Consider the following 26,485-nt stretch of genomic DNA (forward strand, 5'->3'; position numbering starts at 1 on the left):
TGCCAGCGCCTTGACCCCGCGGACCTTCTCTAAGGAGAGCAGGTCAGGTTTGCTGCATTGGTGACACCGTTGTCCACCAGCAGGGTGCAGGGGCCGCTGATGACCTGACCGCTGGCCGGTGGCGTCATGGGGATGCTCAAAGAGCTGGGCTTGAGTAGGAAGGTGGTGTTGCCCGAGTAGGAGAAACTCACCACCAGGGTGCTGTTCTGCGCCGCCGTACAGGTGTATATGGCCGTCTGGTTATCACTGCTCGGCTTGTCTATCTGGCAACTTGCACCAGTAGTCGAGGTACTCATCGACAGGTTATTGAAGACATTCTTCTTGCAGGAGGTGGGGGTTGGGTCATTGTTCTTGGTTTTCTCCAGGCACTGGATCTTGCCCGTCACCGTCAGCGGGGGCTGTGTCACCGCGCCGGTATCTATCTTGACGACCAGTTCAGTACCAAGCGCCAGACTCTGATCCCTCGGAGAGATAAGGGTTGCGGTGATCCCCGAGTTGCCCTGATAGACGGTGGCCTTTACTTTCACCTCCTGCAGATTCTGGCTGGCATCCTTGGTGGATTTTTTGGTCGCCAGATAACCTCGGCTGTAGCTGCCGAAATAATAGTTATTGAGATCGACTATGGTATCGACCGGTTCATTGCTGACGGTGGCGTAGTCAGTCACGGCCCCCGTCAGCTGACCGCTGAGCGGGGTCATGGACCACTCCGCCAGCATGGTCAGGTTAATATCCTGAAATGGTACCCTGGCCAGATAACCGGTCACGCTGGTATCGATCCCGGTCAGGTAGGTCGGGTTCAGGATATCGATGTAGATACCGCGGGCAATCAGCTGGCGCGTCCCCGTGCTCACCGTGATCCCCGTGCTGTTATCCCCGCCAGCTGCGACATTAGCAGGCGTTTGAAGCCAGGTCGGAAAATCGCTGATCGTCGGCGCTGTCGCCGTCGGGTTTGATGTCCAGTTCAGAGTCTGTTTCTGCCAGTCAATATAGGTCTTGACCACATACTGGATGTAATTCTGGTAGCTGACCTGATTCGCCGACTTGGCCAGGAAATCCGAAGTGGTGACGATGACCTTTACCAGATTCCAATCCGGCAGAGGGCGATAGTATCCATCCAGTCGAACGAAACGGCAGGCATCGATATAGCTCCCGCTGCCGGCCAGACTGAGAGAACTGTTGTAACGCTGGCGGCCGGTATTAAGTGGCGCATAGTAGCTGGTGAAACTCCCCCCAGATCCATCAAAATGATCCTTGCAACAACTGGTACAGAGCGCGGGCTGGTTGTTGCCACTGACGGTCCCGGTTTGTTTGCTCTGCAGTGCACCAATGTTCCAGTACAGCTGATTGGAGGTGGTGCTGTATGCCTGACCGGGCAGATAGGCACTGAGAGTTGAGCCATAACTGCAGCCGCAACTGACCGAGGTCATATCTTGCTGGATCTGCTGGGTATTCCCCTGTACGGCCGGCTTGTAGGTCACAGTTTCAAATTGGACCTCCTTACCAACCACATTGTTCTTGGCCACCACGGTTGGAGAAGGCTTGCTGGTCTCCTGCTTGCTCCCGTTGCCAAGATCGATGGAGATGACATCTGGTGCCACCCCTGGGGTATAACTTATCTTCGGCCCTTCACGCGTTGTATCCAACCCGCCATTCAACTGCTTGGCCGTCAGCGATTCCATGGGAGAAACATAGCCAGTGAGCGCCACGGAAGCCGTTCCACCTTCACTGTTGGTCCAGCTGACCGTCGTATCGATCTGTTTTCGCCCCGGATAGTTGAGCAAATACCCTGCCGGGGCCATGTTCTGCCATGCAGAGGTAGCCCCGTTCCAATATTGATTGGTCACCGTCCAAGCCAAGGTATAACTGTCGCCAGATTGGCTCTTGGTCGCATTGCCGCTAGCGATGGCGTTATAAGTCGTGAGCGGCGCAGTCGCCGTTACCAGGCCGTTGAAATTTTGAAACTCATCTATTTTGGACTCGGCGAGGCGCATGGCTATTTCATAGCGCCGCCCATCCTGGGAAGCCGTCAGCGTCGACTTGGAAAGTATCACCAGACCGGCTACACCCACCCCCAGTACGACCAGAGTCACCAGAATCTCGAGCAGGCCAAATCCCTTTTGCCATTTCATCTTTTTCATCCTCTACCAGTCGCGCCAGCTACCCGGCACCTGCTTAAGGGTCTGGAAGGCGGCACCAGTCTTGATGTTGCTCAATACTGCCTCATCATATTTAGCATCGTAGGTGCCATTGGACTGACCCAGCTTGAAGTTCGCTGCCAGCGCCCCGTTGACAATAGCCCCACCGGTGAGCTTGATATCCGTGGTTGCGGTAGCAGGGTTGGAAGAGTATGCAAATACCAACCCATATAGCTGGCGGTTGCCATTGATGGTCAGGCTGCCATCCTTGATGATAAGCACGACGGGGGCAGCTTGAGAGCCGATATTGGCCCCGGGGCTGCAATCACCCTTGACGATGATGAGCCCCGTCGTCGTTGGCCCCAGCCCGTTGCAGTTATTGACGATCTGATTGGCCTTGGACTCTATGTTCGACCAGCCAGCTGCGTCATTGTTCTCATTGAACAGATACCAGACCAGATCGCTCGGAAAAGCGGGATCACTGTCTTTGATATCCGATTGCTTATTGCCCGCCTGACTGATGTTGGCACTGCAACTGCCGGAGTAATCCCCCTGATTACAGGTCTGGCCCGAGCCGTTATTGAGATCTACATAGTCATTGGTCCAGATGGAGAGCGGCACTCCCAGCCCTCCCCCATTGGGATTAGCCACCACGGTAAAATTCCCGCCGACGGCCATGCCACCGGCAACGGTCAGGGGGGCGGCGGGAGTTCCAGCCAGGACACTGCCCTGAACATATTGCGCCTCCACCACGGCTTGGGCCTGACTGTTATCCAGATTGGCCACAGAGCGGATACGCACCGGGGCGATGAGTGCTGTCCCCCCGACCACCACAGGGAATGGGGTAACACATTCCACCGTCAGGGTATAGGACCCACCAGCCCCTGATGGAGACCATGAACTCCCTGACCAAGCAGGAGATGAAGGGCAAGAAGAGCCCTCACCGGATACTCGGCCAAAACCATAGGAAAGGCCCTGCTCTGCCAGGGCCATCACCTGCCGATAGAGCGTTTCGTTCAGAGTGACCCGTCGATCGGCCACCAGCAGTTTGCCGACCAGCAGGGAAACCGCCAGCAGGATCAGCACCAGGATCAGGGTAACCGTGAAGGTAGTGAAACCAGTCTGGGTTCTCATGTCAGTACCCATTGTTGCGCAGCTTGATGTCGCGCTGCAGATTCAAGGTCAGCGCAGTATTGTCCTTGTATTGCCCTGATATATTGAGCTGGATGGCCCTGGCGCCACTCACCTGGCTACTCGCGAGCAAGCTATAGGTAAGCTGAGTAATCTCTATGGTGTTGTCGGTAGAAATGAGGCTTCCGCTATCGCAAACCGCACTCGCATCAGTCGCCAACTTGACCCCTTTGCTGGCAGTGCTGTAACTATACAGGCGAGTTTCAAGACCGCTGGAGGCACTGTTGTTGAGCACCCCATTTGCATTGTCGTCATAACGGATTCTGATGCAGCGATAAATCTTGGAGCCCGTCGCAGTCTCATCCAGCAAATCGCTGCTTGCGTCGAAATAGAAAGGGGAAGGCGCTGCCCCCGAAACCAGTCGGGTGGCGGTGGCCGCACTGGCATCATAGCCGGCACGTTCTATATCACGAGCCATCATGTCGGTGATGGCTTGCATCTCCTGATTGAGCCGACTCACCTTCATGGCCGTACTATTTGCTCTGAGAATGGTCGCAAAAAGCGTCGTCACCGCTGCAACCAACAGCAAACCCGCTACCATGGCGACCATCAGCTCCACCAGGCTGAAGCCCGCATGTTTCTTCAACATGTCGGCACCCCGCTCACATTGCTGACGGCACAGGTCCGCACTCGACCGACACTATTGGTCACAACCTGCATGGCGTAGTTTCCTGATGAGATGGCGATATTGCCTGCCGTCAGAGAACCTCGGCGGGGAGATATATTGAGGGGTCTGATATTGGTTGCCGACTCGCTGTAGCTCACCACCAAGCTGATGCCGGGATAATCGCTGGCGTCGGCACCCTTTCTCCCCTCGATGCTGGAACAGGTGTCAGCACAGCTAGCGCAGCTACCATCGATATGAACACGATAGCACCAGTTGCTCGTCCCGCTGTTGAAGAGGAGAAGATCCAGCGACCTGTTGCGCTTGACCGCCTCTGACTTGAGCAGCATGACATCCGTATAGATAGCTTGAGTCGCAGCCCTGACCATCTGCTCCTGCCGCAGTGAGTGGTAGCTGGGGACAGCCACGGCCAGCAACAAGGCGATCACCGTCAGCGCGATGAGCAACTCGATCAATGTGAAACCGGAATAATGTCCATCTGTGCGCACCATTTGGCTCAAGACTCCTTTCTTTTTGCTCGTGTCGGTAAGGCACATTGTCGGTACTATCCTATAGTATCAACCCGTTTCCAGAGGCTTGCAGCCCATGAGAACCAAACAATCTGGTATTACTCTCCTAGAACTGATGATCGTGGTAGCCGTTGTCGCCATCCTGGCGGCTATCGCCTATCCAAGCTTTACCGATGGATTGCATAAATCCCGCCGCGCCGAGGCATTCAAGGGATTGCTCAGTATGCAGCTCAAACAAGAAGAGTTTCGGGTATCCAACGCCAGTTACAGCAACACGCTATCCCAAGTCGGCAGCCCCAGCAGCGATTACTACAATTTCACCATCTCAGGAGCCAGCGCCACCGTTTACACCCTGATCGCTACCGCCAAAGGGGGGCAGGGTGGTGATACCGGCTGTACCGTTCTGACCATCAACAAGGCTGATGAAAAAACGCCCTCCGAATGCTGGAAATAAATTACCAACAGTCCGCAGCAGTATCAGAGGCTCCTGAAACACTTTGTCGCCCGAACTGATCCAGCATCAGGATGCCACACTCATCACCCCCCATGCCCCCAGTAGGGGTGGCCGTCAGGGTGAAGGCCGCGCCACTGGCATTCACGGCCAACTGGTAATAGGTCGAGCCACCGTCTCGCGGCAAGGTACTCAGTCCAGCCGACACAAGATTGGCCGAGCCATAGCCCCCCGTCAGCGTGAATTCCCGCTCCATGTATTGGGCCGCTTCAACTAAAGCGGCTTTCGCCTCGGCCCGGCGTGACGCCGTGATATGACTCTGGTAGCTGGGATACGCGACCGCAGAGAGGATCGCCACCACCACCACCACTATCATCAGTTCAAGCAGGGAAAAACCCCCTTCCTTACTCAGTCCAGCTGAATCCAAGATTGTCTTCCCCCTTGATCACCAGCCCCTTCCTCAAGGGTCACCGACACATTGCCACTGGAGCCACTCATGTACTTGCGCTCCACCTCACCATCCTCCACCACGCTCGGGGTCGTCGTCAGCTCATCAAACTGCTTGCCACTGGCGGGCACCTTGGTGGTCCCCCCATTGCCATCGGGCACATCGACATAATCGTCATCGTTGATGGCATTATCGCCGTTGACATCGAATACCGAATAACTGAGACGGGCCCCCGAGAAGGGATCGATCTCCATCAACCAGGAGCGCCCACCAAAGTCACAGGCATCGGATGATGGGATGAGGGTGTTGAAGATCAATCGCTTGTGGCGATACAACATCTCCGCCACCTGACGCTCCCCCACCCCCTTGGCAATGCCCGGCGAGATCAACCGAAGAGACCACCCCTTGCGTGCGCTGTAATCCACAGTGCTGTTGGAGACCACCCGCACATTGAACTTTCGAGTGGTACCATTGGCCGCCAACTCACTGGTGATCGACTGACTCTGCAGCTGATTGGCCGTGATGGTCGTGGTCTGGCCATTGGCATCCCAGATCCCGTATACGGCATCAACCCGAGGCGTGCTCGGCAGGCTCTTGTCATCGTTGGTAAAATAGCTCCCCGTGCCAAACAGGATCATGACCCCCCCATTGGGGTGACGCAGCGCCAGTGGCCGGATCGTGATGGGCTGGCGAGTCGTGGCGGAGCAGGTGCCATCACAAGCCTGATACAAGGGTGCCGCGGTCAGGTTATTGCCATTCCCAGTAGTAAGCGCCGACTTCCATTGATTGCTGTTAGTGGCGGTCAGATCAAATTTCCACAGGTTGCCCTGCAGATCCCCCGCATAGACGTAGTCGATCAGCTTGTCTCCATCCACATCTACCGGCAGTGGGCTAGACAGGCCATTTGGAGCCGAACTCGAACCGACACCGGTACTCAGCTCCTTGATGAGACTGCCATCCGCCAAGTCGATAACAAACAGCCTGGCGACCTGACTCTGGCTGTTGTAGCCGTTGGCCACCAGAGCAACCCACTTGTCACCGGCCTTGACCCTCCCCAGAGTCGGCACAGAGAGGGCTACTCCCATCTCGGCATTGCTACTGCTGTTGAACTCCCACATCACATTGCTGGCTGCCATATCCGCGGGGTTGGTCACGTTGAGGGCAAACACGGTCTTGCCGCCGGCCCCCGTGCTGCCCAGCAGCACCGTCTTCCAGCCGCCATTCAGATAGGCATCACCTACTCTGGGTGAACCATCCACATAGTAGCGATGGGCATAACCCAGCTGGGTCAAGGGTGCCAAATCCCCGAGCAGGGATGCGGGCACATAAGCCATGGTCTCGACACCGTCGCTGGCCCTGAATCCATGCAACATGCCGTCATTCGCCCCGACATAGAGCATGGGTGGACGTCCGGTCACCAGAGTCGAGCTCAGGAAGGCGGCATAACGCTCCCGTTCGGTCTGGGTCAAACCACCTGCTGAACCATAGCCGTAATCCTGGCGTCCCACATAAACGGGATCCGAGTTGATGATGTCTCCCAATACCGAGCTGCGATCCCTGAAGGTCCCTCCGCGCCCCTGTTCACGACTGCGATCGCCACGCAGGTAGTTCACCCTGGCCTCACCCAGGGTGTCTCCACTGATGGCGAACAATGCCTTGTTCGTTGCATTGAAGTCGCTCCAGGTGAAGTTGATACCGGCCCCCCCCTGCAAGGTGAAGATCCGGCGAGCAGCAGGAGCCGGCATGACGGCGGCGGCATCCCAAGTCTGACTCTCCAGAGCCCCGCTATCATCGAGCGGGATGGCGATGAGCTGACCGGACCAGTCCCCACTGTTGTAACGGGCCTGATAGATGTGGGTATTGCTGTCAAGGCGGCTCGCGTTGGCCGTCACCGAACTGGCCGAGCTGGTGCGTGAGGCGATCTGGGCCAGGGTGTTGCTGAGGGCGGTGGCAAAGGTATCTGGGTCTGCGGCACTGAAGAAGCCCCCCTTGCTGTTGACTGCCGCATGCCACAGATCATCCACCTTCTTCGCATCGGAATCATAGGGATCAGGCCAAGTGCTCGGTACCCCGTTGGCAGGGTTGAGCGTGCCATTGACGCCCAGTCCTACCGTGAAGTTGACCAGGTGCTGCCAATTCGCAGGATCCGCCGTGCTGGTCGGCACCTTGTTGGCCAGATCCGTGCGCAGATCCGTCTTCCAGTAATTGAGGGCCACGTCGGCCAAGGTGTCGGCGGTCCCATCCTTGTCCACATCGCCGACCGCCGGACTCGGGTTGTAAGAGCGGCCCTCACTCCAGTACCCGTCCGTCATCAGGATGTTGTAACTCTGGCGACAGGTCAGGTGCGCCGCCGTGCTGCCTGCGCTGGTTGCCCAAGGGCCGTTGTTGTCTGTTCGGGAGAAGTAGTTGCCCACATCCTGGAGACTGGTTCGCAGCGGGGTGTAATTTATGCCGTTGAATTTGCCATTATAGAGATCCGTGAAGAACCCGGTACGCTGAGTGCCGCTAAATGGCGCCACGCTGCGCAGCATGGTGCTGCCACTATTGATGGTGGTGAACCCCACCCTGAGGGTATTCCCCTGACTGGCGAAGGCCCGCCCTACCCCGGCCCGGGCAGCCAGTATTCTGGAGCGGTAATAGGTATACCAGTTTGCGAAATTCTGGATCTCCTCCGCATAGGTACAGACGGGGGCGGTCTTGCAATCGCTGCGATTCGGCCGGCTGTCATAGGTACTGCCAGACTTGATCTCGACCCGGGTATAGCTGCCCGCCTTCTTCAGGTCACCGCTTCCCTTGTAGGAGAAATAGACGGCCGGCCAGAATGTCTCCTCGGCGTTCCTGTTGTAACCGGAGGAAAAATTCGTGTAGTAGTCGGCCCGCTGCTTGTTATTTTTGGTCAGGTCGCGACAGCCCGCCGTGGTGTTGGTCGGATTGTGCGGCGCGCAGCTGGTGCTGGCATTCGCCATCAGAGTGCCATCCGCATTGGCCCAGGGACGATAGGTCAACAGGGGGTTGTAGTAGAGCTTGTTGTTCTGACTCGAACGGCTGTAGGCGTTGAGATCATTCGTGGCGGTGAACGTGACCGTGCTGTTGCTCCAGTCATAAGTGCCATAAACCTCGTCGGCTCTGGGATAGATGAAGAAAATACTGAGGCTGGAGGGGACCAGCTCTTCCGGCATGACCTCGGAGAGCATCGAACTCGAGTTGTCCAGCGTGAACATGATATTGGGCTCGGCACGGGTGCCCAGATAGAGAGGAGTCTGGGCGATATCGAGCGCCCCCTGCGCCGTGAGCGGCAGCAACCCCAGCAGCATCCACGATGATGTACGCATCCTTGCTCCCCCTCCTAACGACTGTAGGTTGACTGCAACAGCACGAAACTCTCATTGGACAGGCCGAATCCCCTGGCCGTAATGCGATAGAGGCGGCGTTCGCCCTGGGGCTCGTCCGCAGCCAGATTTTCAGTTCTGCTCTGGGTATATGGCAGGCGTTCGATAAAGTACTCGGGCGAGTGCCCCTGACCACCGATGTTGTGGCTGCGCCACGAGGTGGCCGATGCCAGCGGATCCACGGCCGAATCCACCAACTCATAGAGCCCGCCGCTGTTGTTGAAGGGCCCTGCCGTCCCTCCTTCGATATAGCGCTCGGCCCCCCGCAATGCCGCCTCGGCGGCCTGGAATGCCTGCAGGCTCTCCTGATAATTCCCTGCCATTTTCTCCTGCAGCACGCCGCCACGCATGGCGGCCATCGCCAACAGGCTCACCACCGCCAGGAAAATGAGGCTCAGAATGAGCACCATGCCTCTTTGCCTCATCATGCCTCCTAGGGGATCCGGTTGCGCAACGCCACCGTGGTCTCGGTGGCCCAATACCAGTGGTTGTCCGGGCTCTGGAAGGTTCCACCGGCGAAGCTGACCGACTGGGGTGAGGAGAGCACTCCGCCCTGGCTGCTGCGCAGCAATAACGCGATCCCGATACTCATCACATTGTCCCAGTTGTTCACGGAACCTGCGGCGACATAGGTGTCGGCAGCACGATCCCGATTGCGATCCTCGCCGTAGGTGAGCTGTAGATCGGTGATCCCGTCCACGACGGGAACGCCTGCTGCGCTGCCATTCTTGCGATAGAGGGTCCAGGGGCTATCGGCCGCTGGGCGCGCTATGTAGTAGAGTCGCGTTTCCAGGCGGTGAAGCAGCGAACCCGGTCCGAACCGCTCCTCGGCCGGTGCACTGCTTCCCCCCCAGGAGCTCACCGAATTCCCGGGCACATAGCTGTTGCTGTTGGAGTGGTTGACGTTGAGCTCCCCCCCGGCGGCCTGCACATTGGTGATCTGGAAGACCCTTGCCTTCTGGCAGTCGGATACCATGACGATGTCCCCCTCACAAAAATCGCTGTAAGCCGGCTTGTTGGGGGCGCAGTAGTTGGCCTTGGTCGACAGGAGCTGGGCAAACAACTGGGCGGCGCTGTTGTTGCGTATCACGGGAACACCGTTGCCGACCGGGCTCTGGATCAGCAGCAGATCGCTGCCGCTGCGCGGTTTGGGTTCGCTCGCCCCGAACAGACCCGAAATGGCGGAAGGCAGGGTACTGCCCAGATTGTCATAGCCACGGATCCGGATACTGAAGTCGTAGGGGGTCGTCGTGGCGCTCAGGGTGCTGGTGATGGTGACCCCCTGCTTGCTGATACACCCCAGATACCCGGCCTGGCGCAGCTCTTTTTGCAACAGGTTGAGGGCAAAGCGGCTCTCCTCCTGTGCCCTGGCAACCGCTTCGGTGATCAGGAAGGTACGGTGATTGCCGAGGAATACCTGGATGATCACTCCCACGGTGAACAGGGAGAGCAGCAGGGCTATCATCACCTCGACCAGGCCGACCCCGGCCTGATAGCGTCTTGAGGGGCCGTTCACAGCTCAGTCCTCACGACGAGGACACGCCGTGCGGGTTCGCCCGCCTGACGCCCTCCCTGCCATTGCACGCTGATGGTGGCCCGCCCCTGGCTGACGACCACGGCGCCATCCCCCTGCGGCAGGGAGCCGAGCGTCTGTTTCCAGTATTGAAGATCCGCCACGGCGGCCGTCGCCCCCGATGCCCGCTCGCCCAGTGCAATATCGTACTGGCCAGCCAGGGCGGCGCTGCGATTGGCCCGCATCAGATCGCCGATCAGGTTTGCATACTGGGTGGCTTCGGTACTGCTCAGGGCGGACTGGTTGCTCTTGAGAGCCTGCAACTGGAGTGTTGCCATGCCGAGGATGCCGACCGACAGCACCAGCACGGCGATCATCACCTCCAGCAACGAAAAACCGGTCTCGCGCCTCACAGGCATGCAGACTCCTCAACCGACGGATGGCCGGTTCCATTGATGCTTATATCCCGCGCCATCTCCCCCGAGCAGGAGGTTGGCGTCAGGCTGAAGATATGTCCCTGAGGGGTACGACCGTCGAGAAAGCCAGTGTTGGTAAAGCGCAACACTGCCGTGTCGCTGCTCAGGGTATTCCCATCGAGCGAGTCAAACTGGCGGATCAGCTCCCCTGCATCCAGGCTGCCGTTGCCATTACTGTCGATCCACACCTGCCATCCCCTCTCCCAGTGGAGAGCGGCATTTCCGGCCTGAGCCGACAGCAGCACATTCCGGTTGCGTCGAACCGCCTCGCTGCGCGCCAGTTGGACTGATGCCACGAACTGATTCGCCTGGGTCGTCAGGTTCATGCTTTTGATCAAGGAGTTAAAGGAAGGGACTCCCAGCATGAGCAGGATAGACAAGAGTGCTACGGTGACCATCAGCTCGATGAGCGTGAAGCCGAGAGGCGCAAACATCCTGTTGTGCACCAGCCAAACCCTCCTTCGATTCCATCCATGGTTGGGGGCGGTATTGGTGAGATGATGAAGAAAGTTTAATCAGAGTTGCTGGTATTGTTAATGTCAGCAAGGCATCCAAATGAGAATATTTACTGTCTTTATATCTCTAAAACGAGACGTCAGTCACAAAAATGCCGGCGCTGGGCCGGCATGTCAATCAGAGAATCCTCAGCTCGGGCGGCACCTCGAACACCACGTTCTCTTCGCGGCCGGGGTGTTCGGTCACTATCTTGCCCCCCAGCTCCCGCAGACGGGTGATGACGTTCTGCACCAGGATGTCGGGGGCTGACGCCCCGGCCGTTACCCCGATGCGTTCCACGCCGTCCAGCCAGTCCGATTCGATCATAGTGGCGTCGTCGATCAGATAGGCGCGAGCCCCCACCTTCTCGGCCAGCTCCCGCAGGCGATTGGAGTTGGAGGAGTTGCGCGAACCCACCACCAGCATGGCGTCCACCAGCCCCGCCATCTCCCGCACCGCGTCCTGGCGGTTCTGGGTGGCGTAGCAGATGTCATCCTTGCGCGGCCCCTGGATCTTGGGGAAGTGCTGGCGCAAGGCGTCGATGACGTCCGAGGTCTCATCCACGCTGAGGGTGGTCTGGGTGACGAAGCAGAGGTCGTCCGGGTTCTTCACCCGAAGTTTGGCCACGTCTTCCGGCGTCTCCACCAGATACATGCCCCCCTCGGGGTTCTCGTACTGACCCATGGTGCCGATCACCTCGGGGTGACCGGCGTGGCCGATGAGCACGGCCTCGGAGCCCTTGCGACTGGCGCGATGGACCTCCATGTGCACCTTGGTCACCAGGGGGCAGGTTGCATCGAACACCTTGAGGGCGCGGGACTTGGCCATCTCGCGCACCGTCTTGGCGACGCCGTGGGCGGAGAAGATGACGATGCTGTCGTCCGGCACCTCGTCCAGCTCCTCGACGAAGACGGCCCCCGCCTCTTTCAGCTTGTTCACCACGTAGCGGTTGTGCACCACCTCGTGACGCACATAGATGGGGGCACCGAACTTCTCCAGGGCGCTCTCGACGATGCTGATCGCGCGATCGACACCGGCGCAGAAACCGCGTGGGTTAGCCAGCAGAATGTCCATCAGTGAACTTTCTCCTCATCATCCACACCCAGGATCTCCACCTCGAAGGTCACGGTGTGACCCGCCAGGGGATGGTTGAAATCGACGGTCACCGACATGCCTTCCACCGCCCGGATGATGCCAGGCAGCTCGCCGCCGTTGGGCTGATCGAAGATCATGATGGTGCCGACCTTGGGCTCCATATCGGCGCCGAATTTGGCCCTGTCCAGATGGTAGATGTTGTCGGGGTTGGAGAGGCCAAACGCCTGCTCCGGTGCCAAAGTGAAGCTCTTGGCCTCCCCCTGCTGCAACCCGAGCAGGCACTGCTCGAAGCTGTCGGTCAGGCTGCCATCCCCCATCCGCAGGCGGGCCGGTTTGCCGTGCAGCGCAGTGCTGTCGGCCACCGAGCCGTCTTCCAGCTTGATGGAGAAGTGGAACAGCACGCTGCTGTCAACGCCGATGGGTTGGCTCATGCGGCCTCTTCCTTTTTCTTCTCACTGCGAAAACCGTCCAACACTATCATGGCGGCGCCGATGAAGATGAAGCTGTCCGCCAGGTTGAATGCCGGCCAGTGGGCACGCTGCCAGTAGAAGTCGAGAAAATCGACCACATGGCCCAGCACCAGGCGATCGAACACGTTGCCGAGCGCCCCGCCGATGATGAGGGAGTAGGCTATGCCGCTCCAGCGCTGGGTCACCGACTGCTTGCGCAGCCAGTGGATCAGCAGGCCGCAGATGGCAAACGCCAGCACCGCGAAGAACCAGCGCTGCCAGCCCCCCTGATCCGCCAGGAAGCTGAACGCCGCCCCCTTGTTGTAGACGTGTACCAGGTTGAAGAAGGGGGTGATCTCCACCCCCGGATAACCAAACGGCAACAACTTGACCACGGCGAGCTTGCTCCCCTGGTCCAGTACGAAGGCCAGCACCGCCAGCCACAGCCAACGCAGGCCGGTTTTTTGAGTGTCTTGAGTCATGTTCATCAGGCAAATTGACGCGTTTCGCCGTCACCCTCGACGTTGGTGACGCAACGGCCACAGATCTCTTCGTGACCAGCGATGGTGCCCACGTCTTCCACATGGTGCCAGCAGCGGTCGCACTTGGCGGCGGCAGACTGGGCCACGCTTAGCCAGAGGTCGTCGCGCTCGGTCGCGACGGCGCCTGCCGGTGCGGCGTCGGCCACCACCACCTTGGCCTTGGAGGTGAGCAGCACGAAGCGCAGCTCATCGGCCAGGGCGTTCAGGCGGGCAGCCAGTTCCGGCTTGGCGAACAGGGTCAGTTCGGCCTGCAGGGAGCCGCCGATGCGCTTCTCGCCGCGAGCCGCTTCCAGCGCCTTGTTCACTTCCCCACGAACGGTCAGGATCTCGGCCCAGAAGGCATCGCTCATCTGCTCGCCCGCTTCCAGCCCGAACAGGCCGTCATACCACTCCTCGGTGAACACGAACTCGGTGCGATCGCCCGGCAGCAGGGCCCAGATCTCGTCCGCGGTGAAGCTCATGATGGGCGCCATCCAGCGCACCATGGCCTCGGCGATGTGGTACAGGGCGGTCTGGCAGGAGCGACGGGCCAGGCTGTCGGCCTTGGCGGTGTACTGACGGTCCTTGATGACGTCCAGATAGAAGGAGCCCATCTCGATGGAGCAGAACTGCATCAGCTTCTGGGTCACGCCGTGGAAGTTGTACTCGTCGAACGCGGTCACGATCTCGGCCTGTACGGCCTTGGCACGACCCACGGCCCAGCGATCCACCACCACCATGTCAGCGGGGGCGACCATGTCGGTGGCCGGGTTGAAACCGTTCAGGTTCGCCAGCAGGAAGCGGGCGGTGTTGCGGATCCGGCGATAGGCATCGGCAGAGCGCTTGAGGATCTCGTCGGAGACCGTCATCTCGCCGGTGTAGTCGGTGCTCGCGACCCAGAGGCGCAGGATGTCGGCACCCAGCTTGTTCATCACATCCTGGGGGCTGACCACGTTGCCGATGGACTTGGACATCTTGCGGCCCTGGCCATCCACGGTGAAGCCGTGGGTCAGTACCTGGTTGTACGGAGCCTTGTCCTTCATCGCGACGCCGATCATGAGCGACGACATGAACCAGCCACGGTGCTGGTCAGAACCTTCCAGATACATGTCGGCCGGGTTGCCGTTGAACTCGGGACGGGCATCCACCACGGAGGAGTGGGTGGAGCCGGAGTCGAACCAGACGTCCAGGGTGTCCGGCACCTTGTCGTAGGTGTCGGCGTCGGCACCCAGCAGATCGGCCTTGTCCAGATCCCACCAGGCCTGAATGCCTTTCTGTTCAACCAGCTTGGCCACTTCTTCCATCAGGCGGACGGATTCCGGGTGCAGTTGCTGGGTCTCTTTATGGACGAACAGGGAGATGGGCACGCCCCAGGTCCGCTGACGGGAGATGCACCAGTCCGGACGGTTCTCGACCATGGCCTGGATGCGATTCTTGCCCCATGCCGGCACCCAGCCGCTCTGGCCGTGCTCGGCAATGCCCTGGGTCTCGATGCGCTCGATCTCTTCCAGGGCGCGCTTGCGCAGACCGTTCTGCTCCATGCTGATGAACCACTGGGGAGTGGCACGGAAGATGATCGGGGTCTTGTGACGCCAGCAGTGCGGGTAGGAGTGGTTGAACACCTGATGATGCAGCAGGGCGCCGCGCTCGGTCAGCACGTCCACCACGGCGGTGTTGGCCTTGAATACATGCTGGCCGGCGAACAGCTCGGTATCCGGCAGGTAGACGCCGTTGCTGCCAACCGGGTTTGCCACTTCCAGACCGTATTTCTGACCAACCACGAAGTCTTCCTGACCGTGGCCAGGGGCGGTGTGGACGATACCGGTACCGGCGTCCAGGGTGACGTGATCACCCAGCACCACGGGCACATCGTAGTGATAGAAGGGGTGGTTGAAGCGCAGCAGATCCAGGGAGTGCCCCTTGGCATAACCCAGGTTGTGATACTGCTCGATACCGGCGCGGTCCATCACGTCCTTGACCAGCTCGGCGGCCAGGATCAGGCGCTCGGGGTTGTCACCTTCCACCTGTACCAAGGCATAGTCCAGGTCCGCATGCATGGCGATGGCGCGGTTGGCCGGCAGGGTCCAGGGAGTGGTGGTCCAGATCACGGCAGAGAGCGGACCACGGCCGGTGTGACCCTCCGGGCAGTCGAACTTGGCAGCGACCACAGCCTCATCGACGGCCTTGAAGCGTACGTCGATGGAGGGGGAGTTCTTGTCGTAGTACTCCACCTCGGCCTCGGCCAGGGCGGAGCCACAGTCGGTACACCAGTGTACCGGCTTGGAGCCCTTGTGCAGATGGCCGTTCTCGACGATCTTGGCCATGGAGCGGATGATGTTGGCTTCGGTGCCAAAGTCCATGGTCAGGTAGGGGTGTTCCCAGTCACCCAGCACACCCAGGCGGATGAAGTCGGTCTTCTGCGCCTCGATCTGGGTCTTGGCGTATTTGCGGCACTCGGCGCGGAACTCGGCGGCGGAGACCTTCTCCCCCGGCTTGCCGACCATGCCTTCTACCTTCAGCTCGATGGGCAGACCGTGGCAATCCCAACCCGGCACATAGGGGGAGTCGAAGCCCGACATGCCCTTGGACTTGATGATGATGTCTTTGAGGATCTTGTTGACCGAGTGACCGATGTGAATGCTGCCGTTCGCATAGGGGGGGCCGTCATGCAGAATGAAAGAAGGCTTGCCCGCTTTGGCGCGGCGAATGGCGCCGTAAAGATCCTGATCGTACCAACGCTTGAGCATGTTGGGTTCACGCTTGGCCAGATCGCCACGCATCGGAAACTCGGTTTCCGGCAGATTCAGGGTGTGTTTATAGTCGCTCATCAGTCCTGGGTTCCCTTCTTTTCTAAAAGAGTGCTGGGTAAATTGAATGATGGCAGCCCGAACCAGGCTCGGGCCGCCAGGGCATCTCGTTCGATCTGCTCTTTCAAGGCGGTGAAAGAGTCAAATTTCTGCTCTTCGCGCAGCTTGTGGCGAAGCAGCACCTTGACCTGCTGACCATATAGATCACCAGAAAAATCAAATAGATGTACTTCCAATCTGGCTTGTGTACCGCTCAAGGTCGGCCGTACACCCACATTGGCGACACCGGGGAAGGTCTTGCCGGAACATAACACTTCCACCGCGAACACGCCACCGACCGGGATCACCTGCCGTTTCAGGGCGAGATTGGCAGTGGGAAATCCTATGGTGCGCCCCAGCTTGTCACCGTGGGCCACCCGGCCGCTGATGGCGTAGGGACGTCCCAGCATCAGCTCCACCTCCGCCATGCGGCCGGCCGCGAGGGCCTCGCGCACCAGGGTGCTGCTGACCCGCTGACGGGACAGCTGGAAGCTCTGGGTGCTGATCACCTCGAACCCGAAGCGTCGCCCCGCCGCCTCCAGCAGGTGGAAGTCCCCCTCCCGCCCGCGGCCGAAGCGAAAATCATCCCCCACCACCAGGTAGTGCACGCCGAGTTTTTCCACCAGCAGTTGCTCGATGAAGGTGCAGGCCGCCTGCTCGGCGAAGCGGTGGGTGAAACGCACGCAGAGCATGCGGTCGATCCGCATGGCCTTGAGGGCTTCGTACTTCTCCCGCCAGCGGCTGAGGCGCGCCGGCGCGGCACTGCCCGCAAACAGCTCGAGGGGCTGGGGTTCGAACAGCATGACGCAGGCGGGCAAGCCCAGCTGGGCGGCTTTCTCCTGCAACCTGGCCAACACCGCATGGTGTCCCTGATGAACCCCATCGAAGTTGCCTATGGTCAATACACAGCCCCGGTGACGGGGCTTGATATTGTGAATACCGCGAATAAGCTCCATCAGTGCCTTGTGCGTTGCTGCCATGGAAATCGGCGGATTATATATCAGGCGGCCAGCAGGATCAGCCCTCCTGGCCCGATTTCAGCGGCCAGGGGTCCGTTCCCCCCACCCTCGACATGGCCCTGCCCGATGCAGAGCCACCCGAAGAGCCTTACTGCTGACCCGATTTCAAGTGTCTTGGTCGAACGCCGAGCGCCAGCAGCACTACGCCGTACACGGCGCCTCCTGCACAGAGCAGCAGGGTCAGCTCCAGGCTGGCCTTGCCCATGCTCCAGGCACCCCACTGGGCGAGATCCGGCGACAGGTAGGCGAGCAGGCCGCCCATCAGCAGGGTCGCCGCCAGCAGCTTGAGGCAGAACACCCCGGTCTGGCGGGAGGGGCGATAGACGTTCTGCACATAGAGCCCCTTGAACAGCAGGGCCGCATTCAGGGTACCGGAGCAGGCGGTGGCGAGCGCCAGTCCCACGTAGCCCAGGGGATAGATGAAGATGAGGTTGCACACCATGTTCGCCACCATGGCAATGATGCCGATCCGCACCGGGGTCTTGGTGTCCTGGCGGGCGTAGTAGCCGGGGGCCAGCACCTTGATCAGCATCAGGGAGAGCAGCCCGGTAGTAGAGGCCAGCAGGCTGGCGCTCGACATGCTCACCTCGTGCAGACCGAACTCCCCGCGCATGAACAGCACCCGCAAGATGGGTTCGCGCAGCACGGCGATCCCCACCATGGCGGGCAGGCCGAGCAGAATCACCATGCGTACCCCCCAGTCCATGGTGCGGGAGAAGTCCACCGGATCCGCGTCCACATGCTTCTTGGCGAGCGCCGGCAGGATCACCGTGCTGATGGCCACCGCAAACAGGCCGAGGGGAAACTCCAGCAGCCGGTCCGAATAATAGAGGTAGCTGATGGCGCCGGTGGCCAGGAAGGAGGCGAGCATGGTGTTGATCAGCAGGTTGATCTGGCTGACCGAGACACCGAACAGGGCCGGGATCATCAGGGTGCGGATCTTCACCACCCCGGGGTGATGCCAACCCCATTTGGGCCACACCAGCATGTTGATCTGGCGCAGGAAGGGGTACTGGAACAAAAACTGCACCAGGCCGCCGAGGAAGACGCCGATGGCCAGGGAGATCTCCGGGCGCTCCATCAGAGGGGCAATCCACCAGGCCGCCGCTATCATGGTGATGTTGAGAAACACCGGCGTGAAGGAGGAGACGGCGAAGCGGCCGAAGGTGTTGAGGATGGCCCCCGCCATGGCGGTGAAGGTGATGAACCAGAGGTAAGGGAAGGTTATCTTGAGCATCAGGCTGGCCAGCTCGAACTTCTCCGCCGCCGGTCCGCCGTGCAGCCAGTCCCAGAACCAGCCCCAGCCGAACAGGGCGGTCAAGACCCCCGAGCCCAGCACCCCGAGCAGGGTCACTATGGTGACTATGCCCCCCAGGGTCCCCGCGACCGCGGCCAGCAGCTCGCGCACCGCCTGCTCATCACCGTTTTTCTTGTACTCCGTCATCACGGGCACAAAGGCCTGGTTGAAAGCCCCTTCGGCGAACAGGCGACGCAAGAAGTTGGGAATGCGATTGGCGAAGAAGAAGACGTCTGCGGCAACCCCGGCACCGAGCAGATTGGCGATGACCACGTCACGCACCAAGCCCATCACACGGGACGCCAGCGTCATTCCGGACACTATCATGCCGGATTTGATCAATTTCTTACTCAAGACGAGGCCTCTGGAACTGTCAGAAAGAAAAGAATGCTGGTAGAATCGGCCGACAGTTTAACCGTCTCCCATCTGACACACCACCGGGGGGCGGTGTTTATTTGCACAAATCATTTGACAATATGTGGTTGGGAAGGCATATTTCCGGGCCTTTTCAATACACTCGCTAAGACAGTTTTAGGAGTTTTACCTTGGCTAACATCAAATCTGCTAAGAAGCGTGCTCTTCAGTCAGAGAAACGTCGTCAGCACAACGCCAGCCGTCGTTCCATGACCCGTACCTACCTGAAGAAAGTGATCGCTGCCATCGCCTCTGGCGACAAGGCTGCTGCCACTGCCGCTTTCGCTGTTGCTCAGCCGATCATGGATCGTATGGCGACCAAAGGCCTGATCCACAAGAACAAAGCTGCTCGTCACAAGAGCCGCCTGTCTGCCCAGATCAAAGCTATGGCTTAATCAGCTTCGGCTGCATAAAGCTAAAAAAACCGGCCTCTTGGCCGGTTTTTTATTTGGGTTCGCTGCAATAGAGCCGGTGCAGCAGGCCAATCATCTCCCGCACCTCGACGCTTCGCAGGGAATAGTAGACCGTCTGGGCCGCCTTTCGTGTCGCCACCAGTTCATCTCGCCTCAGCACCGCCAGATGCTGTGACAGGGCCGACTGACTCAGACCGAGCCGTTCGTTCAGCTCTCCCACCGACAGTTCCCGCTCCAGCAGCTGACACAGGATAAACAGACGCCGTTCATTGGCCAGGGCCTTGAGCAGAGTGACCGCACGCCCGGCATTCACCGCCATCTCCTCCAGTCGCATCCCCTCTCCCTGCCCGGTTTTCATGTCGTCCCCCACCCTGTTAAAACGACAGGCTGGCGGGCTGGATGGTGGAGAGGTTCTCCTCTCCGGCAAACAGGAAGGAGAAGTCACTCTCGCAGACCCGCTTCACCGCCGGATGCTGGATCATCCGCTCGGCGAAGATGACGTAATACTCCTCCATCAGATCCTGGGTTTCTCCCAGCAGCATCACCTCCTCCCCCTCCAGGATCTCCTCCCGGTAGATGGTGGGTGCCATGAAGATGCCCTGGTTGAAGAAGCCGAACGCCTTCATCAGGGCCGCATCGTCGAACTCACCGAGGATGCTGGGGGAGATCCCCTGCTGCTCGAACCACTGGGTCAGTTGGCGGCCCATGGCGGTGCGCCGGCCCGGGATGAGCAACTTGCGCTCCTCCAGGCAGGCAGGGAAGCCTTTCTCCGGCAGGGGGGCCTTGCAGAAGAAGCTGACCCCACAGCCACCAAGGCGCTTGGAGAGCAGGCCAGCATGCTGGCTGGAGTCCACCGGACAGTCGGAGAGGATCATGTCGAGCTTGTGCTCGCTCAACTGCTCGAGCAGCAGTTCGTGGGTCGATTCGAAGCAGCGCAGGTGGATGGAACCATCGTTCGGGATGACGGAGAGCAGCACCCGGCTCGCGAGGCGCTTGGAGAGCGCATCGGCGATGCCGACGTCGAACAGGATCTGGCTCTCCTTGCGGTAGTTGACGATATCCAGCATCTCGTAGGAGAGGCTGAACATCTTGTCGGCGTAGCGAAACACCAGCTGGCCGAGTTCGGTGGCCTCGAGGGAGCGGCCCTTGCGGATCAACAGCTTGCCGCCCAAACGCTGCTCCAGCAGCTTGATCTGGCCGGTGACCGTCTGGGGGGTAAGAAAAAGGGCTTCCGCCGCTTGTGTGACGGAGCCCTTCTTCTGTGTCATCCAAAAATAATAGAGGTGATTGTAATTAAGGTGTGACATCCGATGGGGTTCCCGCGGCAGGCGGGCTCCGGTAGCAGCTGAGTTCAACTGCCAGAATGTCATACATGTCGCTGATCGAGTCAACCTTGTTTGCGCTGAACTGCTTTTGCAGCACCAGTTTCAGGCTGGCCGGATCCGGCATCCGCTCACCGCAGTAGCGCTTGTTGGACTTCTTGACCCGCTCCCCCGCCCGGCTGCTGAGGGCTCGCTCGCTGAAGGTCTCACCGAACTGGGCCTTGGCCTGCTTGTCCCCCAGCATGATGGCACTGTCGACCACCCCGTTCAGGTAGGCGGAACAGCCGGGCGAGGTCGCATCCTGCTGACAATCCGCCAGGTTGTTCGCCCATATCGCCGGGCTCACCAGCAGGGCCAGCCATCCTAGTTTTTTCATAACCCCTCCGTGCTCTGATCCGCCTCCCGGTTGGGAAGGGATATCCGCAGGGCGAGATAGCCGACCACGGCCGCCAGAGTGGACCCCACCAGGATCCCGAGGCGCGAGTAGCTACCGTAGTCCAATCCGCCATGCTCGAACGCCAGCGATGCGATAAACATCGACATGGTGAAGCCAATGCCACACAGGATGCTGACGGCAAAGATCTGCTTGAAGTTGACCCCGCTCGGCAACTGGGCGACCCCCAGCTTCACCGACAGCCAGCTGATGGTGAAGATCCCGAGGGGCTTGCCGACGAAGAGCCCCAGCATGATGCCGAGTGGCACCGGGCTCAGCAGGGAGGAGAGCCCGATCCCGTCCAGGGAGACGCCGGCGTTCGCGAAGGCGAACAGCGGCAAGATAAGGTAGGCACTCCAGGGGTGCAGCGCATGCTCCAGGTGCTTGAGGGGCGAGGCGTAGCGCCTGCCGTTCAGCGGGATCATGAAGCCCACGATGACACCGGCCAACGTCGCGTGGACGCCGGACTTGAGCACCGCCACCCAGAGCACCAGGCCGACCAGCATGTAGAGGCCGATCCTGTCTTCCCCGCGCCGATTCATCCACAGCAGTGTCAGGGTCGCCAGGACACCGACCGCCAGCGCCCCCAGGGAGAGCTGCTGGGTATAGAAGAGGGCGATGATGATGATGACGCCGAGGTCGTCCATGATGGCCAGGGCCAGCAGGAACACCTTGAGGCTGGTCGGCACCCGCTTGCCGAGCAGCGCCATCACCCCGAGGGCGAAGGCGATGTCGGTCGCCGCCGGAATGGCCCAGCCGGCCCGGGTTACTTCATCGTCGTAGTTGAAGAAGGCATAGATGAGCGCGGGGGCCAGCATGCCCCCCACGGCGGCGATGGCCGGGAAGGTGGCCTGCACCCGGGAGGAGAGCGCCCCCTCCAGTAGCTCGCGCTTCACCTCGAGGCCGACCAGCAGGAAGAAGATCGCCATGAAGCCGTCGTTGATCCAGAGCAGCAGCGGCTTGTCAATGTCGAGGGCCGCGATGCGCACCTGCACCGGCGTATTGAGGAAACTCTGGTAATACTCCGCCAGCGCCGAGTTCGCCAGGGCGATGGCCAGCAGGGCGGCCAGGATCAGGATGATGCCGGAGGCGGACTCCAGCTTGAGAAAGCGCTTGAATACATCACTCATGGTCTGACTATCCATAACATTGCATTTTTTTCAGTCTAGAGTCGGAGTGAGTCGATGAAAAATCGTTTCTAATTGCCATTAACAACGGGAAAACCGAAGGCAAACCGGCTAAGACCTGCTATAAGCACCGTTTTACTCCCTTTCTCCGCCCAGGTCACCATTCAATTTTTCGCATAAATACACAGATAACGGCATGAAAAAAGGCGCCATCAGGCGCCTCTCTTATCCATGATACCAATCAGGCGTCGTCAGATGGCCACGGGGGCCTTGATGCCGGGATGGGGATCGTAGCCCTGGATCTCGAAGTCCTCGAATCTGTAGTCGAAGATCGAATCCGGCTTGCGCTTGATCACCAGGGTCGGCAGCGGGCGCGGCTCGCGGCTGAGCTGCAGTGCGGTCTGTTCCATGTGGTTGGAATAAAGATGCACGTCGCCACCGGTCCAGACGAAGTCCCCTACCTCGAGATCACACTGCTGGGCCATCATGTGGGTCAGCAGGGCGTAGCTCGCGATATTGAACGGCAGGCCGAGGAAGACGTCGCAGCTGCGCTGGTAGAGCTGGCAGGAGAGCTTGCCGTCCGCCACGTAGAACTGGAAGAAGGCGTGGCAGGGGGCCAGGGCCATCTTGTCCAGCTCCCCCACATTCCAGGCGGAGACTATGATCCGGCGGGAATCCGGGTTGTGCTTGATGTCGTTCACCGCCTTCTGGATCTGATCGATGACGCTGCCATCGGCCGCCGGCCAGGAGCGCCACTGGGCGCCGTAGACAGGGCCCAGATCGCCGTGCTCGTCGGCCCACTCGTCCCAGATGCTGACACCGTGCTCCTTCAGGTAGGCGGTATTGGTGTCGCCGTTCAGGAACCAGAGCAGCTCGTGGATGATGGATCTCAGGTGGCACTTCTTGGTGGTGACCAGGGGGAAGCCCTCGGCCAGGTTGAAGCGCATCTGGTGACCGAACAGGGAGACGGTACCGGTGCCGGTGCGGTCGGACTTGACCGTCCCCTCGTCCAGGATCTTCTGCATCAGGTCGAGATAGGCTCTCATTGCTTTGCCTCCTTCAGGGTCTCACCAAACGGGTTCACGGCCACACAGGCAGGTTGCGGCAGGATCTTCTGTACCAGACCGAGACAGGACCTCATTGCTTTGCCTCCTTGACGCCGTTACCGAACAGCTGTGGCCGCTTGTAGGCGACCCAGATCATCAGGGCACCGATGATGATCATCGGGGTGGAGAGGATCTGGCCCATGCTGATCTCGTGGAAGTAGAGGCCGAGCTGGCTGTCCGGCTGGCGTACGAACTCCACCAGGAAGCGGAACAGGCCGTAGAACAGCAGGAACATGCCGGAGATGGCGCCCCGCGGCGGGTTCTTGCGCCAGAACAGGTTCAGGATGATGAAGAGCACCACCCCTTCCAGGGCGAACTGGTAGAGCTGGGACGGATGGCGCGGCTCCGGGCCCGCCTCCGGGAAGATGATGGCCCAAGGCACATCGGTGACCCGACCCCAGAGCTCGCCATTCATGAAGTTGCCGATGCGGCCCACCCCCAGCCCGAACGGGATCAGGGGCGCCACGAAGTCGGCGACGGTGAAGAAGTGACGCTGGGTCTTGTGGGCGAACCAGATCATGGCGGTGATGACCCCGATGAGGCCGCCGTGGAAGGACATGCCACCGGTCCAGATCTTGAAGAGGTAAGTGGGATCCGCCAGGAAGAGATCGAAGTTGTAGAACAGCACGTAACCGATGCGGCCACCCAGGATCACCCCGAGGAAGCCGTAGAACAGCAGATCGGAGACCTCGTTGCGGGTCCAGCCGCTGTTGGGGGCATCGGCGCGGCGACCCGCCAGCCACATGGCGAAGGCGAAGCCGAACAGGTACATGAGCCCATACCAGCGTACCGACAATGGTCCCAAACTGAATGCTACGGGATCGATCTGCGAGAAAACCCAATATCCGTCGTGCTGCATGGCGCGGCCTCAATCATGAGAAAAGCCGCATTCTCCGATCATTTGTCAGCAGGAACAAGGCATGATTATCAATCGCCTTACTTCGTCTTGTGGCCGGCCCGCAGCAGACCGCCCAGGCCGTGCTCTTCCAGATAGCGGGCAAACAGGCCGCGCAGCACGTGGGGATTGTCGTGTTTGAGACCGTCGGCCATCAGGGCCGTCAGCTCGTCGAGATGGGATTGGCGCAGCACGTATTTGATGCGGGAGATGTTGTGGGTGTTCATGCTGAAACGGCGATAGCCCATGGCCAGCAGCAGCAGCACCCCCACCGGATCCCCGGCCAGCTCGCCGCACACCGACACCGGCTTCTGGTAGCGATGGGAAGCATCGACCAGCAGTTGCAGGGCGCGGATCACCGCGGGGTGGAAGGCGTCGTAGATGCTGGCGACCCGGGCGTTGTTGCGATCCACCGCCAGCAGGTACTGGGTCAGGTCGTTGCTGCCCACGGACCAGAAGTCGATGAGGGGGGCCATCTCCGGCAGGATATAGAGGGCCGAGGGCACCTCTATCATGACCCCCAGGCTTGGATACTTGATCTCGGCATTGCGGCTGGCCGCCTCCTCGGAGACCTCGCGCCAGGCCTGATCCAGCAACCGGCGGGAGGCGCGGATCTCGCCGACACTGCTGATCATCGGCAGCATGATGGCCAGGTTGTCCAGCCCCTCGCTCGCCCTCAGCATGGCCTTGAGCTGGACCAGGAACAGCTCGGGGTGATCCAGGGTGAGCCGGATCCCCCGCCAGCCAAGGAAGGGATTTTCCTCCACGATGGGGAAGTAGGGCAGCTGCTTGTCCCCCCCCACGTCCAGGGTGCGCATGCACACAGGTCTGTCTCTGTAGGTCTCCAGGATGCCGCGATAGCGCGCCGTCTGCTCCCACTCCGAGGGGAAACTCTCCTGCAGCATGAAGGGGATCTCGGTGCGATAGAGCCCCACCCCGTCCGCCAGCGCGTTGAGGGCTATCTCGGTATCGGCGCTGAGGCCGGCGTTGAGCAGCAGGGAGACAGGGGTGCCGTCTGCGGTCTCGGAAGGCAGGTTGTCGACGCTGCGCACCAGGGTATCGAGGGCTTGCTCCTCGCTCAGCAGCTGCCGGTACTCGGTCAGGATCACCTGATTGGGTTCGATGAAGAGATCGCCGCTGTAGCCATCCACCACCAGGGTGCGACCGCCTATGTCGCCGAGGGGCAGATCCACCCCCATGATGGCGGCGACCCCCATGGCACGGGCCAGGATGGCGGCGTGGGAGTTGGTCCCCCCCTTGAGCGACACCACCCCGCTCAGGAATTCCCGCGGGATCTCGGCGAGTATGGTGGCGGTCACCTCGTCGGCGACCAGCACCACGGGCTCCCCTATGGTGAGCTGCTCCGGCTCATCCTGCACCAGCCGGCTGATGAGGCGCAGGGCGATGTCCTTCACATCGGCGGCCCGCTCGCGCAGGTAGGGATCCTTCATCCCCTTGAACTGTTCGATCAAACGGTCGCTGATGAGCTTGACCGCTGAGATGGCCGTCCAATGCTCCTTGCCGACCTTGTTGCGAATAGGTTTGATGTAGCCGGGATCGTCCAGCAGGTGCAGGTAGATGTCGAAGATGGCGACCGAATCCTGGCTGTAGCTCTCGCGAAAGCGCAGGGCCAGGCTCTCCAGATCGTGGCGCACCTCCTCGATAGCGAGTTCGAGGCGAGCGAGCTGCTTGCCGTGATCCTCGTCCTTACGGGGGGTGATGGAGTTCAGCGCCTTGCGCGGGCGCCACACCCAGGCCTTGGCGATGGCGATGCCGCTGGCCCCGGCGATGCCGCGCAGAGGCTTGCTCCAGTCGGTCTTCTGCAACCAACCCTTGGCCTGTGCCTGGGCGATGCGCGCCGCCAGCTGGGCCGCCAGAGTGACCATGAAGGACTCTTCCCCCTCATCGAACAGCCGGCTCTCTTTTTGCTGGACGACCAGCACCCCCACCACCTGGCGCTGATGCATGATGGGCGCGCCGAGGAAGGAACGAAACGCCTCCTCGGCCACGTCGGGCAGGAACTTGAAACTCGGGTGGGAGGGGGCATCCGCCAGGTTGATCAGCTCCTCGCGCTGACCCACTAGGCCGACGATGCCCTGCTCGAACGGCAGGGTGGCCTTGCCCACCGCCGACTCGGCCAGACCGTCGGTCGCCGCCAGACGATAGCGCCGCATCTCGGGCTCGGCGACGTACACGGAGCAGCAGTGCACCGTCATGGCGAGCCGGGTCTGGCTCACCAATGCCTGCAAGGCCTGCTCGAGGGTATTGGCCTCGGCCATGCTTTCGACGATGCGTCTGAGTTCCGTCAGCAACTAG

Annotated in this window: 25 protein-coding genes; 2 read left to right on the forward strand and 23 right to left on the reverse strand. The window is 60.4% G+C overall.

The window, feature by feature from the left end; translation table 11 throughout:
• Positions 1-29 precede the first annotated feature (29 nt).
• The 4 genes from ACRCYW_RS13795 to ACRCYW_RS13810 are packed head-to-tail and all read right to left on the reverse strand — an operon-like array spanning position 30 to position 4,442.
• Positions 30-2,129 carry a prepilin-type N-terminal cleavage/methylation domain-containing protein gene (locus tag ACRCYW_RS13795; protein ID WP_438550646.1) on the reverse strand — a complete coding sequence of 700 codons (2,100 nt, stop codon included), beginning with the start codon at positions 2,127-2,129 and terminating at the stop codon, positions 30-32.
• Between the two features lie 12 nt (positions 2,130-2,141).
• Positions 2,142-3,269: a hypothetical protein gene (locus tag ACRCYW_RS13800; protein WP_438550647.1), complete on the reverse strand. Its 1,128-nt coding sequence runs from the start codon at positions 3,267-3,269 to the stop codon at positions 2,142-2,144.
• Position 3,270: 1 nt separating this feature from the next.
• Positions 3,271-3,915 (reverse strand): PilW family protein, encoded by a 645-nt coding sequence (locus ACRCYW_RS13805; RefSeq protein ID WP_438550648.1) that lies wholly within the window; start codon positions 3,913-3,915, stop codon positions 3,271-3,273.
• Positions 3,909-4,442: a GspH/FimT family pseudopilin gene (locus ACRCYW_RS13810; protein ID WP_438550762.1), complete on the reverse strand. Its 534-nt coding sequence runs from the start codon at positions 4,440-4,442 to the stop codon at positions 3,909-3,911. The genes ACRCYW_RS13805 and ACRCYW_RS13810 overlap by 7 nt, the downstream gene beginning before the upstream one ends.
• 94 nt (positions 4,443-4,536) lie before the next feature.
• Here ACRCYW_RS13810 and ACRCYW_RS13815 point away from each other — a divergent pair, with 94 nt between their 5' ends.
• Positions 4,537-4,914, forward strand: a complete 378-nt coding sequence (locus ACRCYW_RS13815; protein ID WP_438550649.1) for a type IV pilin protein — start codon at positions 4,537-4,539, stop codon at positions 4,912-4,914.
• A 1-nt stretch (position 4,915) separates the two neighbouring features.
• On the opposite strand, the gene ACRCYW_RS13820 is transcribed toward ACRCYW_RS13815, so the two are convergent.
• The 12 genes from ACRCYW_RS13820 to murJ form a co-directional block, all read right to left on the reverse strand.
• On the reverse strand, positions 4,916-5,338 hold the full coding sequence (locus ACRCYW_RS13820) for a type IV pilin protein (RefSeq protein ID WP_438550650.1): 423 nt from the start codon (positions 5,336-5,338) through the stop codon (positions 4,916-4,918).
• A complete protein-coding gene (locus ACRCYW_RS13825) occupies positions 5,320-8,691 on the reverse strand; it encodes a pilus assembly protein (protein WP_438550651.1) in 3,372 nt (1,123 codons plus the stop codon). Before ACRCYW_RS13825 ends, ACRCYW_RS13820 begins: the two co-directional genes overlap by 19 nt.
• Before the next feature lie 14 nt (positions 8,692-8,705).
• Positions 8,706-9,158 (reverse strand): pilus assembly PilX family protein, encoded by a 453-nt coding sequence (locus tag ACRCYW_RS13830; protein WP_438550652.1) that lies wholly within the window; start codon positions 9,156-9,158, stop codon positions 8,706-8,708.
• Between the two features lie 23 nt (positions 9,159-9,181).
• Positions 9,182-10,264: a PilW family protein gene (locus tag ACRCYW_RS13835; RefSeq protein WP_438550653.1), complete on the reverse strand. Its 1,083-nt coding sequence runs from the start codon at positions 10,262-10,264 to the stop codon at positions 9,182-9,184.
• The gene (gene pilV, locus ACRCYW_RS13840) at positions 10,261-10,680 is read right to left on the reverse strand and encodes a type IV pilus modification protein PilV (protein WP_438550654.1); all 420 of its coding nucleotides are present in this window, start codon (positions 10,678-10,680) and stop codon (positions 10,261-10,263) included. The genes ACRCYW_RS13835 and pilV overlap by 4 nt, the downstream gene beginning before the upstream one ends.
• Entirely contained in the window at positions 10,671-11,183 is a 513-nt protein-coding gene (locus tag ACRCYW_RS13845; protein ID WP_438550655.1) for a GspH/FimT family pseudopilin, read from the reverse strand. Before ACRCYW_RS13845 ends, pilV begins: the two co-directional genes overlap by 10 nt.
• Positions 11,184-11,370: 187 nt before the next feature.
• Positions 11,371-12,306 (reverse strand): 4-hydroxy-3-methylbut-2-enyl diphosphate reductase, encoded by a 936-nt coding sequence (ispH, locus tag ACRCYW_RS13850; protein WP_438550656.1) that lies wholly within the window; start codon positions 12,304-12,306, stop codon positions 11,371-11,373.
• A complete protein-coding gene (gene fkpB / locus ACRCYW_RS13855; protein WP_438550657.1) occupies positions 12,306-12,758 on the reverse strand; it encodes an FKBP-type peptidyl-prolyl cis-trans isomerase in 453 nt (150 codons plus the stop codon). The genes ispH and fkpB overlap by 1 nt, the downstream gene beginning before the upstream one ends.
• Positions 12,755-13,264 (reverse strand): signal peptidase II, encoded by a 510-nt coding sequence (gene lspA, locus ACRCYW_RS13860; RefSeq protein ID WP_349919657.1) that lies wholly within the window; start codon positions 13,262-13,264, stop codon positions 12,755-12,757. Before lspA ends, fkpB begins: the two co-directional genes overlap by 4 nt.
• Positions 13,264-16,125: an isoleucine--tRNA ligase gene (gene ileS / locus ACRCYW_RS13865; protein WP_438550658.1), complete on the reverse strand. Its 2,862-nt coding sequence runs from the start codon at positions 16,123-16,125 to the stop codon at positions 13,264-13,266. The genes lspA and ileS overlap by 1 nt, the downstream gene beginning before the upstream one ends.
• Positions 16,125-17,099 carry a bifunctional riboflavin kinase/FAD synthetase gene (gene ribF / locus ACRCYW_RS13870; RefSeq protein ID WP_438550763.1) on the reverse strand — a complete coding sequence of 325 codons (975 nt, stop codon included), beginning with the start codon at positions 17,097-17,099 and terminating at the stop codon, positions 16,125-16,127. Before ribF ends, ileS begins: the two co-directional genes overlap by 1 nt.
• Before the next feature lie 151 nt (positions 17,100-17,250).
• Complete coding sequence (gene murJ, locus ACRCYW_RS13875) at positions 17,251-18,813, reverse strand: murein biosynthesis integral membrane protein MurJ (protein ID WP_438550659.1); 1,563 nt, start codon at positions 18,811-18,813, stop codon at positions 17,251-17,253.
• 191 nt (positions 18,814-19,004) lie between these two features.
• On the opposite strand from murJ, the gene rpsT reads away from it, so the two are divergent.
• Positions 19,005-19,268 carry a 30S ribosomal protein S20 gene (rpsT, locus tag ACRCYW_RS13880; RefSeq protein WP_005308808.1) on the forward strand — a complete coding sequence of 88 codons (264 nt, stop codon included), beginning with the start codon at positions 19,005-19,007 and terminating at the stop codon, positions 19,266-19,268.
• 49 nt (positions 19,269-19,317) lie between these two features.
• Here the strand turns inward: rpsT and ACRCYW_RS13885 are convergent, their stop codons facing one another.
• From ACRCYW_RS13885 to ptsP, 7 genes are all read right to left on the reverse strand, one after another.
• Positions 19,318-19,620 (reverse strand): ArsR/SmtB family transcription factor, encoded by a 303-nt coding sequence (locus tag ACRCYW_RS13885; RefSeq protein WP_438550764.1) that lies wholly within the window; start codon positions 19,618-19,620, stop codon positions 19,318-19,320.
• 40 nt (positions 19,621-19,660) lie between these two features.
• Positions 19,661-20,593: a transcriptional activator NhaR gene (nhaR, locus tag ACRCYW_RS13890; RefSeq protein ID WP_438550660.1), complete on the reverse strand. Its 933-nt coding sequence runs from the start codon at positions 20,591-20,593 to the stop codon at positions 19,661-19,663.
• Entirely contained in the window at positions 20,580-20,984 is a 405-nt protein-coding gene (locus ACRCYW_RS13895; RefSeq protein ID WP_438550661.1) for a hypothetical protein, read from the reverse strand. The genes nhaR and ACRCYW_RS13895 overlap by 14 nt, the downstream gene beginning before the upstream one ends.
• Positions 20,981-22,171, reverse strand: coding sequence for a Na+/H+ antiporter NhaA (gene nhaA, locus ACRCYW_RS13900; protein WP_438550662.1), 1,191 nt, complete (start codon positions 22,169-22,171; stop codon positions 20,981-20,983). Before nhaA ends, ACRCYW_RS13895 begins: the two co-directional genes overlap by 4 nt.
• A gap of 248 nt (positions 22,172-22,419) precedes the next feature.
• Positions 22,420-23,214 carry a thymidylate synthase gene (gene thyA, locus ACRCYW_RS13905; protein ID WP_438550663.1) on the reverse strand — a complete coding sequence of 265 codons (795 nt, stop codon included), beginning with the start codon at positions 23,212-23,214 and terminating at the stop codon, positions 22,420-22,422.
• A gap of 91 nt (positions 23,215-23,305) precedes the next feature.
• The gene (gene lgt, locus ACRCYW_RS13910) at positions 23,306-24,133 is read right to left on the reverse strand and encodes a prolipoprotein diacylglyceryl transferase (protein ID WP_438550664.1); all 828 of its coding nucleotides are present in this window, start codon (positions 24,131-24,133) and stop codon (positions 23,306-23,308) included.
• Between the two features lie 77 nt (positions 24,134-24,210).
• The gene (ptsP, locus tag ACRCYW_RS13915) at positions 24,211-26,481 is read right to left on the reverse strand and encodes a phosphoenolpyruvate--protein phosphotransferase (RefSeq protein ID WP_438550665.1); all 2,271 of its coding nucleotides are present in this window, start codon (positions 26,479-26,481) and stop codon (positions 24,211-24,213) included.
• Positions 26,482-26,485: the final 4 nt, after the last annotated feature.

This window comes from Aeromonas sp. (assembly GCF_051657805.1).
Taxonomy (GTDB): Bacteria; Pseudomonadota; Gammaproteobacteria; order Enterobacterales; family Aeromonadaceae; genus Aeromonas.